At 43.6% G+C, this 15,796-nt stretch carries 17 protein-coding genes; 10 read left to right on the forward strand and 7 right to left on the reverse strand.

Annotated elements, in window-relative coordinates:
• Positions 1 to 17: 17 nt before the first annotated feature.
• Together NCI00_RS24740 and NCI00_RS24745 are read left to right on the forward strand one after the other, a co-directional pair.
• Positions 18 to 1,091, forward strand: coding sequence for a WD40/YVTN/BNR-like repeat-containing protein (locus tag NCI00_RS24740; RefSeq protein ID WP_253532173.1), 1,074 nt, complete (start codon positions 18 to 20; stop codon positions 1,089 to 1,091).
• 6 nt (positions 1,092 to 1,097) lie between these two features.
• Positions 1,098 to 2,483: a Gfo/Idh/MocA family oxidoreductase gene (locus tag NCI00_RS24745; RefSeq protein ID WP_253532175.1), complete on the forward strand. Its 1,386-nt coding sequence runs from the start codon at positions 1,098 to 1,100 to the stop codon at positions 2,481 to 2,483.
• A gap of 80 nt (positions 2,484 to 2,563) precedes the next feature.
• Here the strand turns inward: NCI00_RS24745 and NCI00_RS24750 are convergent, their stop codons facing one another.
• Positions 2,564 to 3,298: a LytR/AlgR family response regulator transcription factor gene (locus NCI00_RS24750; RefSeq protein ID WP_166558115.1), complete on the reverse strand. Its 735-nt coding sequence runs from the start codon at positions 3,296 to 3,298 to the stop codon at positions 2,564 to 2,566.
• Between the two features lie 44 nt (positions 3,299 to 3,342).
• A complete protein-coding gene (locus NCI00_RS24755) occupies positions 3,343 to 4,446 on the reverse strand; it encodes a sensor histidine kinase (protein ID WP_166558116.1) in 1,104 nt (367 codons plus the stop codon).
• A gap of 50 nt (positions 4,447 to 4,496) precedes the next feature.
• On the opposite strand from NCI00_RS24755, the gene rfbC reads away from it, so the two are divergent.
• From rfbC to NCI00_RS24770, 3 genes are all read left to right on the forward strand, one after another.
• Complete coding sequence (gene rfbC, locus NCI00_RS24760; protein WP_253532179.1) at positions 4,497 to 5,042, forward strand: dTDP-4-dehydrorhamnose 3,5-epimerase; 546 nt, start codon at positions 4,497 to 4,499, stop codon at positions 5,040 to 5,042.
• Positions 5,043 to 5,237: 195 nt separating this feature from the next.
• Entirely contained in the window at positions 5,238 to 5,981 is a 744-nt protein-coding gene (locus tag NCI00_RS24765) for a tyrosine-protein phosphatase (RefSeq protein WP_253532180.1), read from the forward strand.
• A 59-nt stretch (positions 5,982 to 6,040) separates the two neighbouring features.
• The gene (locus tag NCI00_RS24770; RefSeq protein ID WP_166558119.1) at positions 6,041 to 6,445 is read left to right on the forward strand and encodes a DUF983 domain-containing protein; all 405 of its coding nucleotides are present in this window, start codon (positions 6,041 to 6,043) and stop codon (positions 6,443 to 6,445) included.
• On the opposite strand, the gene coaD is transcribed toward NCI00_RS24770, so the two are convergent.
• The 4 genes from coaD to NCI00_RS24790 form a co-directional block, all read right to left on the reverse strand.
• A complete protein-coding gene (gene coaD, locus NCI00_RS24775) occupies positions 6,429 to 6,902 on the reverse strand; it encodes a pantetheine-phosphate adenylyltransferase (RefSeq protein ID WP_114066250.1) in 474 nt (157 codons plus the stop codon). The genes NCI00_RS24770 and coaD overlap by 17 nt on opposite strands.
• Positions 6,903 to 6,923: 21 nt before the next feature.
• Complete coding sequence (locus NCI00_RS24780; protein ID WP_253532184.1) at positions 6,924 to 7,814, reverse strand: DUF3822 family protein; 891 nt, start codon at positions 7,812 to 7,814, stop codon at positions 6,924 to 6,926.
• Positions 7,815 to 7,901: 87 nt separating this feature from the next.
• Positions 7,902 to 8,423 carry an NUDIX domain-containing protein gene (locus tag NCI00_RS24785; protein WP_253532186.1) on the reverse strand — a complete coding sequence of 174 codons (522 nt, stop codon included), beginning with the start codon at positions 8,421 to 8,423 and terminating at the stop codon, positions 7,902 to 7,904.
• 118 nt (positions 8,424 to 8,541) lie between these two features.
• Entirely contained in the window at positions 8,542 to 8,982 is a 441-nt protein-coding gene (locus tag NCI00_RS24790; RefSeq protein ID WP_114460799.1) for a CBS domain-containing protein, read from the reverse strand.
• A 137-nt stretch (positions 8,983 to 9,119) separates the two neighbouring features.
• On the opposite strand from NCI00_RS24790, the gene NCI00_RS24795 reads away from it, so the two are divergent.
• The 5 genes from NCI00_RS24795 to NCI00_RS24815 all read left to right on the forward strand — a co-directional run bounded on the left by NCI00_RS24795 (position 9,120) and on the right by NCI00_RS24815 (position 13,524).
• On the forward strand, positions 9,120 to 10,538 hold the full coding sequence (locus NCI00_RS24795; RefSeq protein WP_114066254.1) for an ATP-dependent DNA helicase: 1,419 nt from the start codon (positions 9,120 to 9,122) through the stop codon (positions 10,536 to 10,538).
• A 213-nt stretch (positions 10,539 to 10,751) separates the two neighbouring features.
• Positions 10,752 to 11,276, forward strand: a complete 525-nt coding sequence (locus tag NCI00_RS24800; protein ID WP_253532189.1) for a hypothetical protein — start codon at positions 10,752 to 10,754, stop codon at positions 11,274 to 11,276.
• 401 nt (positions 11,277 to 11,677) lie between these two features.
• Positions 11,678 to 12,001, forward strand: coding sequence for a hypothetical protein (locus NCI00_RS24805; RefSeq protein WP_253532191.1), 324 nt, complete (start codon positions 11,678 to 11,680; stop codon positions 11,999 to 12,001).
• 384 nt (positions 12,002 to 12,385) lie between these two features.
• A complete protein-coding gene (locus NCI00_RS24810) occupies positions 12,386 to 12,802 on the forward strand; it encodes a hypothetical protein (protein ID WP_253532193.1) in 417 nt (138 codons plus the stop codon).
• A gap of 74 nt (positions 12,803 to 12,876) precedes the next feature.
• Positions 12,877 to 13,524 carry a hypothetical protein gene (locus NCI00_RS24815; protein WP_253532195.1) on the forward strand — a complete coding sequence of 216 codons (648 nt, stop codon included), beginning with the start codon at positions 12,877 to 12,879 and terminating at the stop codon, positions 13,522 to 13,524.
• An 82-nt stretch (positions 13,525 to 13,606) separates the two neighbouring features.
• On the opposite strand, the gene NCI00_RS24820 is transcribed toward NCI00_RS24815, so the two are convergent.
• Positions 13,607 to 15,775, reverse strand: coding sequence for a c-type cytochrome domain-containing protein (locus NCI00_RS24820; RefSeq protein ID WP_253532196.1), 2,169 nt, complete (start codon positions 15,773 to 15,775; stop codon positions 13,607 to 13,609).
• Between the last annotated feature and the right edge of the window lie 21 nt (positions 15,776 to 15,796).

Below are 15,796 nucleotides of genomic sequence, written 5' to 3' on the forward strand. Positions count from 1 at the left end.
CTATTCATGGGAATGGTATGAAAAAGTCATTTTTACAATCCTTATTTGTCAGAACCGCTTTTTATATTCTTTTCTCGGGGATACTGGTATTCTCCTGTCTACCCGCAAGATACATTAAACCCGATAACAACGTACCGGGGGTTCGGTTTACCCGTTTGCCAACCGGAACATCCAATATTTCAGGCTTCTACTTTCTCAACGAGAAAAAGGGATTTCTTTGGACAATTTATGGTGAATATTACAAGACGACAGATGGCGCGCTAAGTTGGACAAAAATAAATCAAAAGGTTTTCGGCCTGGTTTTTCGTAATGAAAAAACAGGTTTTGGATTCTCTCAGTTACCCGATAAAATTGTAATGGTAAAAACAGAAGATGGTGGCGAAACATGGCAACCTAGCTATGAATTACCGCCCCATTCAAGTTGGTCAAATATTTCAATTGATGAACAGAAGAGAGTTTTATTTTTTATTAACAAAACCTCCGTCACAGCGCAAAATACAAAGCGTGAATCTTCTTTATTATATTCAGAAGATGATGGAATCAATTGGCGAACGGAGAAATATGACACCTTAAATGTTTCGACCATTGACTTTGCTGACAAAAATATCGGATTTGCGACCGGCTCATCCAATAATAATCGTATAATTTTAAAAACGCAAGACGGCGGAAAGTTATGGAAATCACTTGATTTATCTTCGCTGGGAATTTCCGGTGCCTATTCAATTCGATTTCATCAAGAAATAGGGGTGATTGACAATGCGTGGAAAACCAACGATAAAGGACAAACATGGCAAAAAATGGGCATATTAACTGCAGATGGGGATGTCCATTTTATTGATTCAAAGAACGGTTACGCATTTGGCTCTGGCAGAATATCTAAAATAAGTAAGAAATCTGATATGCTCCAAACCTACGCTTCGGTATCATATACAGGAGATGGAGGCGCTACTTGGAATACGAATGATAAAATTTCAATCATCCCGCCAATTACACAAGTCTTTTTTATAAATGATGCCTTAGCTTTCGGAATTGCTTTCAGTGAAGACTATTTTAAAGGTGAATTGATAAGAATAAATATAACAAACCAATAACCTCTAATGCCAACCCTCAACCGCCGCGACGTACTTAAAACCCTTGGTCTGACAGCCGGGGCTGCCGCCCTGACATCGACCGCACAAGCCAACGAAATACGGGAAATCACTTTTCCCGAAAACCCTGATTATATCTCACTCGCTCAGCCCATTACGGCCATTGTGTTGGGGGCAGGAAATCGCGGCAATGTGTATGGACGCTACGCAGTGGCCTACCCTGGCGACGTTAAAATGGTAGGCGTGGCCGAGCCGAATGAATTTCGGAATGAGCGCTTTGCCAAAACACACGGTATTGAATCCGCGCATCGCTTCAAAACGTGGGAGGATGTGTTTAAAGTACCCAAATTTGCCGATGCCGTCATCATTTCTACGCCCGACACACTTCACTATGGTCCAGCCATAAAAGCGCTGGAAATGGGCTATAATATATTGCTCGAAAAGCCCATTTCACCCTCCATGCAGGAGTGTCTAGATATTCTGGCGGCTACAAAGAAATCAAAAAGCATCATTGCGGTCTGTCACGTATTGCGCTATACGGCATATTTTCGTAAGTTGAAAGAGCTTTGCGCTTCGGGCACTTTGGGCGAAATGATCAGTATCAACCACTTAGAAGGCATTGAGCACGTTCACATGGCGCACTCATACGTGCGGGGCAATTGGCACGAATCAGAAAAGACAAATCCCATCATATTAGCAAAATCAAGTCATGATTTAGACATCATGCGCTGGATTGCCAACACGCCCGCCAAAACCGTGTCGGCCTACGGAAATCTTAAATGGTTTAAACTCGAAAACGCCCCCGAGGGGAGCACCGAGCGCTGCGTGGAAGGCTGCAAAGTGGAGCGAGAATGTCCATTTTCGGCCATTAAAGTCTATTACGAACAGAAAAAACGAATCCACGTACTTGACGTTCCCGAAGACCCAGCCCTGCAAGGTCCCGCCATTTTGGAACGGCTCAAAACCTCCAACTACGGCCGCTGTGTGTACCGTATGAACAACGACCAACCCGACCATTACACCAGTATTTTTCAGTTTGGCAACGGCATTTTAGCTACTTTCGGACTAGAAGCCTTTACCGCTTGGGAAGCCCGTAAGACCCGTGTAATGTTTAGCATGGGGGAAATTGAGGGCGATAATGATTTAATCAAAGTAACCGATTTTCGCACCAAAGAAGTCACCATTTGGAAAGCCAGCGCCCAGAAGGAATTCAACAACTCGGGTCACGGTGGCGGAGACCACGGGCTGATGCAAAATTTTGTGCAGGCCGTGGCACAGAATAATCGAGCGTTATTGACCTCAACCATCGACGCCTCCATTGAAAGTCACGTCATGGGTTTTATGGCCGAAGCCAGTCGCAAAAGCGGCAAGTCGATGGACATAAAGCTGGGCTAATTCCGAAAAAAAAAGGCGTCTGACGGTTTAGAACCGTCGGACGCCTAGCATTTTCAGTAAAAACCGTCAGAAGCCTATTGTTATAAACTCAGCATATCTTTAAATCGAATGGCCTGACGACGTGATATTTCGATTTTTTCGCCACTTCCGCGCAAAGTCACCAACAATCCCCCCGAAAACCAAGGTTCGATTTTGTCAATCCACTGCAAATTAATGATGTGTTTACGGTTGGCCCTGAAAAAAGAAATCGGATCCAAACGTTCTTCAAGGGCGTTCAATGACTTGAGAACGAGCGGCTTTTGATCGTCAAAATGCAGTCGAACATAATTGCCCATGGATTCAAAAAGACGAACTTTCCCAAGTTTGACAAACCAACATTTTTCACCGTCTTTGATGAAAACTTGATCATTTTCGCCCAACATTTTGCGCTCCGAAATTGAATCATGGTCGTGTTTACGGTCCAATTCTTCAAACACCCGATGAACAGCTTCGCTTAGTCTAGGCAGGTCAATGGGTTTGAGGATATAATCTAGCGCATTGTATTCGAAGGCTTTGAGGGCGTATTCGTCGTAAGCAGTGGTAAAAATAACTTCTGGGATGGTGTCATCTTCCAGCGCTTCCAAGAGTTCAAAACCGTTTTTGCCTGGCATCTGAATATCCAAAAACAATAGGTCAGGACGGAGTTCATTCACCATTTTGATGGCCTCATCGGCATTGGCCGCTTCACCAACGACTTCAATTTTGGGGAAATTTTCGAGCAAGCGGCGTAGCTCATTGCGGGCGAGCCTTTCATCGTCAATAATAAGGGCTTTCATTAGCTGATGTTTAGGGTGATTTAGATGTTAGGTGATGTTATGTTTTATGATTGGCTTTTGGCAATGGGTTTGGCTGCGGTATTCCGAAAGACGCCTTCGGTCTGAGTGGGCAAAATAACTTCCGCCCTAACGACATCTTCCGACTCCTGAAATATTCTAAACCTTGCTGACTCGTCCCCGTAAATTAATTGCAGACGACGCTCGGTATTGGCCAACCCAAACCCGCTGGCTTCTTTGTGTTTTTCCAAATCGTTGTCTTTTTTAACCAACGTTCCCGTATTGCGAATGTGAATATGCACATAATTTCCCTCCAAAAAAGAGGTTACCTGTACAAATCCGCCACTAACCGCTTTCTGAACTCCGTGTTTGATGGCGTTTTCGACCAGCGTCTGGAGCATCATCGGCGGCACTTGTAGATAGAGGGTTTTGGGGTCAATGTGAAAATCTGCCATTAGCCGGTCCTCATAACGGACCTTTTCAAGGGCTAAATAATCTTCGACGGTTTTTAATTCTTCGCGTAATTCAACCGTTTTTCGGCGGTCGGCCAGTAGCGAATTACGTAAAATATTGGATAATTGAGTAACGCTTTGCTGCGCTTTTGAAGGGTCTTCCGACACCAACGCCCGAATAGAATTGAGCGCATTGAACACAAAATGGGGATTTAATTGCGAACGCAGGATTTTCGCCTCTGTTTCTTTTACCGACGTTTTGAGCAAAATTTTCTCAATTTCGGTATCCCTCATGCTTTCTACGTAGTGGTAAATGGTGTAGCTCAACACCCACATAAACATACTTTTGCTCCACGAAAGCCAAAGCGAAAAAAATATATAAGGCTGACTTCTAACTACTTCCTTAAAAGTATGAATATCAATCGGGAAGTTCATGAGCGTCATAATGAGGCCCAAAAGTAACCCAGACAGTATCACTCGTGGGACCAACTTATACAAGGGTTGTGCAACCCAATTACGTTCACGAACCACCAAACGATAAAAATGGGTGAGTAAAATGCAGACCAGAATACTGGCAATTGCAAAGTAGAACATCTCCCACGTAAATTCGTCTTCGAGGCTATAAACCCAAAGTTCATAAAACATGAGTGCCGTCCAACTGCCTACTTGACAAGCCCAATATATTCTTTTTTTCGACATTCGAGCAAATTAGCTAATTTTGTACTGGATATTCAATTATATACTCACCGATGCAAGTTATCAAAAAATCCATCGAAGGGCTGTTGGAAATTATACCAACGGTTTATAAAGATGAAAGAGGGTCTTTTTTCGAGAATTACAATCGTCAGCTCTTCGAAGCCAATGGCCTACCCACCCATTTTGTTCAAGACAATCAATCATTTTCTAAAAAGGGAGTTGTTCGCGGTTTACATTTTCAACGTGCTCCTCATGCACAGGGAAAATTGGTACGGGTGATTATAGGGCGGGTACTGGATATCGCCGTCGACATTCGCCCCGATTCGCCAACTTTCGGGCAGTACGAAGCCGTCGAACTGGATGGAGAACGAAATAATATGTTCTACATTCCCGAAGGTTTTGCCCACGGGTTTGCCGCGCTGGAAGACTCCATTTTTAGTTATAAATGCACCAATCTTTACCATAAAGTTTCGGAAGGGGGCATCCTCTGGAATGATGCAGAACTCAACATTGATTGGCAGGTTTCTGACCCAATTGTATCCGAAAAAGATGTGCTTTTACCTTCCTTTAAAGCCCTTTTTGAGCAGATGCATCCATAGCAATTTATGTACCAATAAGACTATTCCATCCCAACAAATTCACCTATTTTATATCCCATTCAGATATTATATGCCATAATGAACCAATTATCAAGGTATTAGGATTTATTTTTTTTACCCTTCTACTTTGGCACAATTCGTGACCATTGAAACGATTAAAAGCTTGTTTACCCTTGTCACGAATTGAAAAATCTCATGCCTTTTTCATTCTTAAAACGAAAACGAACTGTTGCAGGATTTGCCCCCTCCTCTCCCTTTACGGTAGACGTTCACGCGCATATTTTACCCGGGTTGGACAACGGGCCAGAAAGCATCAAAGAGAGCATTTTGCTCCTCCAAGAAATGGCGGCCAATGGAGTTCGTAAAATAATTGCTACCCCACATATCATGGGGGACTATTATCGCAATACCCCCGCAACAATCGAGTCTTGCCTTGCCCGCATTCGTTCAGAACTTCAGCGCAAATGCATTTCCATTGAGCTGGAAGCCGCCGCCGAATACTACCTCGATATATCACTTATTTCATTGCTTGAAAACAATCAAACCTTACTCACTATCGCAGATAACTATCTACTCTTAGAAACGAATATTGTAGGAATGCCTTCATTTTTGGGCGAAGCCATCCGATTGGCCCGCCAACGAAACCTTGTCGTTGTGCTGGCGCATCCCGAGCGGTATCATTATCTACAACAAAATTTCAATCTCGTGATGGATTTGCACCGGCAAGGCGTTTTGTTTCAGGTAAATCTGGGCTCTTGGGCGAGCAGTCATCAAGGCACCCGTATGTTGGCCGAGCGTTTGGTTTTTGAAGGTTTAGTTTCATTTGTGGGCAGTAATGCACATAATCTCCGCGAGTGGAATCAGGCACATGAGGCGCTTCGCAGCGTTACCTTCGCTAAGTTGGTAGAAAAAGGATTGCTTAATCAACATCTGCTTTAGCATTTTTGCACCAAAGCAATTGAACGATTGTTGTACCTTTAGCAAAATTTCAAGAAGTCATGCTCAAAGGAACCAAAGTTTACAGTATTCTTAACAACAAATGTCCCCGGTGTCATCAAGGGTCATTTTTTGTCCACAACAATCCTTTCAATTTAAAGAAATTTGATAAGATGAACCCCCAATGCGAAGTATGCGGCGAATCGTTTGAGCGAGAGCCCGGCTTCTATTTCGGCGGCATGTACGGTAGCTACGCGCTTTATACGGCCTTGATTGCCGTGGTATTTGTGAGTTGCGTGGTGCTTCTAGGCATCAATATTTTCTACGTATTGGCCATTCTTATTCCCATCCTTATTATTTCCCAACCCGTCTTTTTTCGTTGGGGCAGGCTGTTATGGATCAATGTCTTTGTGAGCTACGACCCTGAAGCCGCCAAAGGAGAAAAGAAAATTACGCCGAAATGGTAAGCTCTGAAAGTTTATAAGGTAGAAACTCATCCACATTGTGGCCGTACTTGTGCAGCTCGCGAATAATGGTCGAGCTGATAGGAGCCAAATGCGGCGAAGTAATCAAAAACACCGTTTCTACGTCGCTGTACACGTGGCGGTTTACCTGAGAGATACTGTTTTCGTACTCAAAATCGGTCGTATTTCGTAATCCTCTCAACAAAAACCGCGCGCCCAACTGACGCGCCATGTTGGCCGTGAGGTCGTCGTAAGTGACGGTCTGAATTTGCGGGTATTTCTCAAAAGTCTCCTCAATCATTCGTTGCATTACCTCCACCGGAAAATAACGCTTTTTGGCCGTATTGTGCCCAATTCCGACGATGATTTCGTCAAAAAGATGCAAACCTCTCAGGACGATGTCTTCGTGGCCTTTGGTAAAAGGGTCAAACGAGCCGGGAAAAAGAGCGATGCGTTTCATGCGTAGAATGCGTTAGCGGTTTCAGGAAGCGAAGGGAATCGTGTATAGGCTATAATACCGGTGCTCGGGCACATCTTCAAAGGCTGCTCCTAACACCAAAGTTTCGGGGGTTTTGCCAAACGAAAGATGCGGTAAAAATTTCTGAAGCAGTTGATAATCTTCAGAATAAGGGGTTGTTTCACCATAAAAACGGCACTTCACCTCGGCGGGTTTGAGTTGGAGTGAATCCAGCACAAACATGATAAAATACGCCATGTCGGCCGCGGCTTTGTAGGCAAATTTATTGCACATCAGGAGCGAATCGTTCTTGACAATCACCAACGTCACGAAGTCATCTTCAAAGTGCAGATTCATCAAAACCGCTTCTTTATCCAGCACCGAAAGCGCCAACGCGCCTTCAATCAGGGCATTGGTCTGGTGAATAAAAGCGGGCAATTGCAACGTATACGTATTCAGCACCCACTCCCAAAGCTCTTTATTGACCGTAAACACGTTTCGGGCTTCGATGCGCTTTACTTCGCGGTGCAAAATCTGGTCGGTTTCAAACAAATCCCCTTGCACCAAATTCAGGTAGCTATTGACGTATTCTTTGCGAAAATAAGCTTCTGGCACCAACGTAAAATACGGCGTATTGAAGGAAACCGTCACGCTTTTCCAAAGATTACTACCCCAAAATGGGTGCAACGCCGACAGTTTTGCCAGCCAATTCGCCCATTTTTTTTCGCTCGGCAGCCCACCTATCAAATAGTCTTCCAGATACAACACACGCTTTTTTTTGCTATCAAGCACCAAAAAGCGCAATCGTTCGGCCCCCAACTCCATCAGCAATTCATACTCCGCGCATTTTGTGGGGTCGAAGCGTTCGTCTTTTATCTCCAACAAAGGAGCTATCACGTTTTGTGTATCAACCATCCCTCTTTCTATAATCCAGTGTTAATTGTAAAAAGTTAATCGTTTTGAGAATTAACCGGCTAATTCACGAATTCTTGGCTAAATGTATCAATTGTTTTGGAAATCGGCCAATTCCGCAGATTCATCGTTCAGAAAGCCCCTCAATTGATAAATATCCGACAGGCTTTCGCAATGCCTAAACAGCGTATGAACTTCGTGGGCGGGGTAAGCTTTGATTTCTTCGATACTCATCCAGCGCATTTCTTGAATAATCTGATTATCGGTGGTCATTTCGGGGTCGGTGCCCAGATGCAGGTCGCCACCTTTTCGTTTGACCTCAAAAAATAATTCTAGGGCATGGAGGGGTGGCTGCATAAACTCGTTGACAAACAGTAAGTCCCCGATTTCGATAAAGAGGCCCGTCTCTTCTTCAAACTCACGTTTGAGGGCCTCATGCGTTGATTCTCCAAACTGAATTCCCCCGCCGGGAGGACACCAAAAAACGTCGGTATCGCCAATGCCGCGATGGCTCAGCATCAAAATTTTATTGTTTTCAATGCAAATCCCGCATACTCTCAGCCGCAATCGATTGCCATACAACCGGGCTACTTCTTGTCTTGCTTTTTCCAATGGACAGATATTGGTTAACGTTATAAGTCAATCGGCAATAATTGACAGTACCCTGAAAATCAAGCTACTGCCTATTGACGACCAACCTTGAACTTTTTCAAGACTACAAAGATAGTGATTATGCGTAAGGATTGCCCGAAATGTAGCTCTCTAGCGATTCAATGCGTACTTTTTGGTCTTTAATAATACTGGTTACCACGTCGTTGATGGAGATGATACCGATGAGTTCACCCTCGTCGACCACGGGCAAGTGACGGATGTGTTTTTCCGACATGATGACCATGGCTTCTTCCAGTTTTTGCTCTGAAGTTACGGTAATGAGCTTAGAGGTCATTACTTCTTTGATCAACGTTTGATTGGACGCCCTCCCTTGCAGAATCCCTTTGCGGGCATAGTCACGCTCCGAGAAAATCCCCGCCAAACGTCCCTCTTCCAAAACCAACACCGCCCCGATATTTTTTTCGGCCATTTGTTTTAGCGCATCTAGCACGGTAGTTTCCGGCGTAACCGAATAGATAGCATTGCGGGACTTATCGCGTAATACGTTCTTAATTTTCATGTTTAATTGCTTTAATTTTGAAGAGTTAGGTGAAAAAGGTGATGAAAATACAATTTAATCCAAAAAAATGAAAACTTTCGACAAGGAATAATTTAGGAGGGTTGTGAAATTTGCGTTCCTGCCGTAGTTTTGGATACATGAAAGAAACACCGCCCCCAACCGTCTCGGATTTACTACTGAAAAGCTTTCCGCATGAGCCTACCGCAGGTCAACAGCATTTTTTTATAAAAATAGCCGAATTTCTGGAAGATGATAACCTGCGCGACTGTTTTTTGTTGAAAGGCTACGCCGGAACGGGAAAAACCACCCTCATCAGCACCGTCATCAAAGTGGTCAGTAAGTTTGGCTTCAAAACCGTGCTTTTAGCTCCTACGGGCCGCGCCGCCAAGGTGATGAGCAACTATTCCAAGAAAAAATCATTTACGATTCACAAAAAAATATACCGTCAGGTAGCCGATGCCTACACGGGCTCGCTGCATTTTGAGCGTCAGGCCAACAAACACCGCGACACGCTTTTTATCGTGGACGAAGCCTCGATGATTTCGGACGAGGCCGAATTTGGCTCGCGCGGGTTACTGTACGACTTGATTGAGTACGTTTTTGAGGGCATCGGCAACAAACTTCTCATCGTGGGCGACGTGGCCCAGCTGCCGCCCATCAACAAAGACCTCAGCCCCGCGCTCGACAAGGCGCTCCTCGAAAGCACCTACTACATGAGCGTGTATGAGCAAGAACTGACAGAAGTGACGCGTCAGGGGCAAAACTCGGGAATTTTGCAAAACGCCACCCGCCTCCGCGATGCTCTGCCGCTCGAAAAACTTTCCATTCAACTCCGCACGCGCGGCCTGCGCGATTTTTATAAGATGCCCGGCGACCGCCTCGAAGACGGCCTCCGCTACGCCTACGACAAACACGGCCGCGAAAACGTGACCATCATTACGCGCTCCAACCGCGAGGCTGTCCAACTCAATGAGTTTGTGCGCCGCCAAATCAACGGCTCCGAAGAAGAAATTGAAGCGGGCGATTTGCTGATGATTGTCCGGAACAATTATACCGTGCTCGACGAAGAGTCGCCGGCAGGCTTTTTGGCCAACGGCGATTTTGTGGAAGTAAAGCGCATCCGCAAAGAGGAAGAAATGCACGGCTTTCGATTTGCCACCGTTGAGCTTCAATTGCTGGATTATGAAGAGCAACCGCCGTTTGAAGCCAAGATTTTTCTGGACACGCTCCACTCCCCCGCCCCGTCGCTGAGTCAGGACGAAAACAAGCGTTTATACGAGGCCGTTTTGCAGGATTATATCTACCTAAAATCCAAAAAAGCCCGTACCGAAGCCATCCGGCAAGATGTATACCTGAACGCCTTACAGGTCAAATTTGCCTACGCCCTCACCTGCCACAAATCGCAGGGTGGGCAGTGGAAATCGGTGTTTGTGAACCAAGGGTATCTGCCCGAAGAGCAGGTAAATCGGGAGTTTGTGCGGTGGCTCTACACCGCCATGACCCGCGCCACCGACGAGGTATTTATGATGAATTTTCACGCGCAGTTTTTTGAGTGATGGAAAGAGTCAAAAGTGATAACAGGATATTTGAAAAGAAAAAAGCAAATAAACAACTGACAGTCAATACTTTAAAAACAACTTCATAGAAATTTGTTTTTAAAATATGTTACATTTACTTTGCAATATGCGGGGGTTAGTAGCCATACTTAAGGGCGCTACAAACTTCGCGTTACATTTGATAACAACCCTAATATTTCGTAAATTCGCTAAGTGAAAAAGAGCCAAAACACAGAACTTGATTTTATCATTGACAAGTTGACAAATTCAATTGAAAACACTTTCACAGGTGAGGTTTTCGAGACAGAAATTGTTAGGTTGACAAGCGCAGACAGTAAACAAATAAAAAAAGCAGATTGGCAGTTCGACTGGCACAAAGAATTGAAAGATCAAACCAAAGAAATTTATAAGTTGACAACGGTTAACAATCCAACTATTATTCAGGGACTTGTTAGCATCGAGGACAAACAAGACCACGTTTTTATGCACTTGATAGAGAGTGCAAAATTCAACAAAGGAAAAGGAAAAGTATATTTTGGTGTTCCGGGCAACCTTATTGCGTATGCTTGCAAAGTTTCAGTTGACAAAGGGTTTGAGGGGTTCCTCGCTTTTGACGCTAAATCGGCACTTATAAAACATTATCAACAATCACTTCATGCGACACATTTCCGAGGGTTAAGAATGTTTATTGAACCAAATGCAGCATTAAGACTTATCTCACAATATTTTAAAAACTAAAATGATGGGACTCATTAAAGAACCAAAGAACGTTGATTTATCGACAAAGTCAGAACCGTGGACTGAGCAAGAACTTATTGACTTTAGAAAAATCATGCAGGACATCAAAGACAGAAATGCAAAACGTAAAGAGCGTTCATTACGACTTAGCACTGACAAAAAACAACCAGCCTGATATTCACGAAATCGTGATGAATTTTCACGCACAGTTTTTTGAGTGCGAAACCATATAATATATTGTTTAATAGCGCACAAAATTTTTCACAACACACTAATTATCAACAATTTAAAAAATAAAAATTTTACAATTTGTTCTTTAAGTTTGAAGCGTTTACTTTGCAATAAGCGCATAAAATATGCGTCAATTAGGGAGTTTAGCGGCTACTTTATAGAAACGAACAATGGACATAGAGGTAACAAAAAGACTTGAACACATTTGCTTAAAAAGCAATTTTGGTTTAAAGGAATTCGGAAAAAAATTAGAAATAGCACTTTCACTTCCGACAATGGAGTATGATTTTGAAAACGAAACTGAATGGCTAACTGTTGAAGATGAAAAAATAAATTATAATATTTCGAGACCTTACGAGAAAGGAACTTTGCAAGAATGGGACGACACCACACTTGAAGGTTGCAACTTTGGAATTGTGCTAAGCATTCATAAAGACCATCCATCTGTTCTTGACAATGCGTGGGTTGATAAAACAGTAGCAACTGTTTGTTGACAAATTGCAACCACTTTCAATGCAACTGTCTATCATCATCGGACATTTATATTGGGTACAGACAAAAGCGAAAGAAAAAATATTGTATTTGACCCTTAGACTTTTATTCACTTTGCTTGGTCGACCAAAGCAGCCGCCAACATTGGATTGGCATTATGGCGGCTAATGAACATAGGCTTAACAGTTGCACTACTCTTTAACTTTTGTTGCTATATTCCGCTAACGTCCCCTGATTTCCCTTACAACGTAAAGCCCAAAACCCTTTCCTACCATATAGATTTCAAAAGACACATTTTTTAAGTCAAGTAAAAATGGCTAAATACGCACCTAAATAACCTAGCATATAATTTACTTTATCGGCTATTTACGAACCCAAAACAGAAAATGATGGAATTTAAAGCATTTTTTTGCGACCCCGTAGAAGCCGACATCATTGATCTTGGCGATATGGCACAAGACACAATCATGGATACTTTTGAAAAAGTTGATTGGAATGAGTATTTGCAAAAAAGCAGTAATGCCAAACTCGACGAAATATACTTTCACCCGACATTTGGCATCGAAAACAAGAAAAGTGGAAACGGAATTACTATTTCGGTCATTGGTGAGCCCGATAATTATGAATTTAAAGTTACGTATAAAAGCCCAAAAAAAGTAAAATCATTTTTAGGGCTCAACGACCAGATTTCCGACAATTACTCAACAGTCATTCAAGCAACCACCAAAAACGATGCGATTGACTGCTTAAACGCTTTATTAAGAAATGACATTGCCTACTTAGAAAGCAGGGTTGGCAGATAAGGTGATGAAGCCCAACAGACTGATTTCTAATACCTCAGATTCGTTATTCCCCTTCCTAAAACGATTTCTTGGATATGTACGAAAAAAGCATAGAAGCACTAAAAAGATATTCCGTTTTACTAGGGATATTTATTTCGGTATCGCTGCTTTTCATTGCGACGAGGGTTTATCCAGGAGGCTCGCTATTTGATAGAAATTCAGTGGGCTTTGATTGGTCAAAAAACTTTATCAGCAATTTGTTTGCTCCAAAAGCCATCAATGGTGCCGACAATCCTGCGCAAATCTGGGCTGACGGCGGAATGATTTTCCTTTCGGTGAGTTTTGCCCTATTCTTCATTAAATTTTCAAAGAAAATACCCGTAAGGAGTGCCGCCAACGTCATACAATATTTGGGAGCGGGAGGCATGTTTTTTACTTTTTTAATCGTGACCCCGTTACATGACAGTATGGTTACGCTTGCCAGCACCCTGTTTCTGTTAAGCCTATTTTACATTACCGTTTTTATTTTAAAGTCAAGGCTACACTTGTTTAAGTTCTCGTGCATTACCTGTCTGCTTATTTTTTACTATACTCTATACCTTTATGGTTCAGGTAGTTACGCCTATTTGCCCATTATGCAGAAAGTTACCTTTGGCAGTACAGTTATTTTGGTTTTGGGTTTGGAGTATTTTACGCAAAAGGAAGATTTTGAGCACCTTAAACCCAACCAATCTAAAAAGTAAAGGGCGCAACTACGCGCCCCTTTGATGTGCCCAAACTGACAATGTTTTTCACCTCATACGAGGCGACGCCTCGCAAATGGGTTTAGTTAAAAAACATTTCATCGACCAACAGGAGGGCAGGTTTTCCCTTTCCTCCGTGCCATTCGGGCATTTTCGACAATGGTTTAGCCACAATTTTCAGGTATGAAACGGTTTGCGGTTTGAACTTCCCTCCCACCGCTTGCAACAAGTGCGTCCGGTACTTGGTTGGAATGGATGGTTTGATTACCGCGATTTTCTTCAGTTGGTCGGGCGAATTTCCACCCCATACTTCAATGGATTCTGGCGGAAAAATCCCCGTTTCGGTTTCTTCCATGATGCGCAATTCTACCGACGAAAGCAGGATGGGCTTTTTAAATTCGGCCATCAACGCCAAATCATTGTTTCTTACCCCCGCCCAATTGTTGGCCCACGCGGGGCTATTGGCGTTAAACGTGCCTAATTTTTGGTCAAAAAAGGACTTCGCACCTTCTGCTTGGTGGACGCGGTTCAGCGGCAACAGCAAACGTACGCTATCAGGCACGTAGGTTCTTTTGAAAAAGTCAAACACCACTTCGTCGCTCCCAAACCAGCCTTCTTTGTAGGCCTTCGCCCGAATGTTAGTACTTGCCTTAATGACCGTTTGGTTCGTAAAAATGGCCGATTTCACGCTATCTGGCTCGGTTCCATCCGTCGTAAACCGAATCTGAACGCCTTTGACAGGGTGGGCCAACTGCACCAATACGGGTTCATTAAAAACGGTGGATTTATTTTTGACCTGCGGCGGGTTTAACTTAATCGGATTTTTGCCATCATCTTTAAAACCCTCAATGAACCGTATACGCGGATGGGATTTTTGCAACTGTCGAATCTCCTCAATCGTCAGTCCAGTATTCCATACCACGATGGTATTCAGGCTTTTAAAATTCGGAATAACGGCCTGCAAATCCTTCATCGTTACTTTTGTGCCCGAAATCGACAGGTTTTTGAGTTGTTTCAAAGACGTCAATTCTTTCAGGCCCTTACCCGTAATATCCGTAAAGTTCAGGTCTAGTTTTTGCAGATTTTCAAAGGCGGTGATTTGCGAAATATCCGCATCTTTGACGGGCATTTTGGCCAAATTCAAAAACACCACCTGTTCTTTTATTTCTTTTAACTCCTTGATTTTCTCCGAATTAAAGGCAGTTTTGTTAAAGAAATTAACCGCCAATGCCGGCGATTCACGCGCCAGTGGGGCAATGCTCCGAAACTCCGTTGTCAGCTTTTGAATGGTTTCTTCATCAGCCGCCGCAAAATCAAACTGTTCTTCTTCTCGCTCAACGGGTGACAAAAACGTACTGGCAATAAGCCTCAGCGAATCATTGAGGGGCAAATCAATCACTTTTTTTGTAAAATCAGCTTTGGCCTTTATCCACAACGAAAGCAGCGCAATTTCCTGCGGGTTCAGTTGCGACTTTCCTATCGGCGGCATGTGTTTTTTATCTTCCGACGGCAAATGAATGCGTTGCAGCAACAGGCTGATTTCGGGTTGGCCCGCCACAAACAATTTCCCCGTTTTTCCGCCTTTCAAGATGGACTTGGCATCGGTAAGCATCAGCTCTCCTTTGAGTTTGTCGGGATTATGGCAGCTGACGCATTTCTGTTCAAAAATGGGCTGAATTACGTCATTAAAGACAATGGCCTCCTCCAACGGAACAGGTGCAGATTTGAGTATCGGCCCCGTGATAAAATTGTCGCCGTGGGTCAAAACCGAGCCATAATGTCCCGCCAAAACCACGCACAAAGTAGTGACCAATGCCAAACCTTTGGCCACGGGAGCTTGGTACCACGCCATGGATCGACACCAATAACCGATGGCGGCCAGAAAAAAAACCGCGATTCCCGTCCATTTATGCCACGGCAAGGTCTCTCCTTCGTAGCCCGTTTCTTTGGACAAAAATATCCCCATGATGACCGTAAAGGCGGCCGACAAAGCCCCAATCAGCCAAAAATTGGTTAAAAAGGTGCGGTAAAAGGTATTGGCGGTATTGGCCGGGTTGAATCGAAAAAATTCCATCCCCAACGCCAAAAGCAAGAGCACAATCGGAAAATGAAGAAAAAGCGGGTGCATTCTTCCGACGGGTTGCAGCCAAACGGGCACCACCAATTTGCTTTCAAACAGCAACAAAAAAAGGATAAAAATCGTGGAAACGATTAAGGCCTGCTCGGCTATGTCTTTGAACTTTTTATTCATCTAATCCTAAAATCTACAAGT

It is taken from the genome of Runella salmonicolor (assembly GCF_024158025.1).
Classification (GTDB): domain Bacteria; phylum Bacteroidota; class Bacteroidia; order Cytophagales; family Spirosomataceae; genus Runella; species Runella salmonicolor.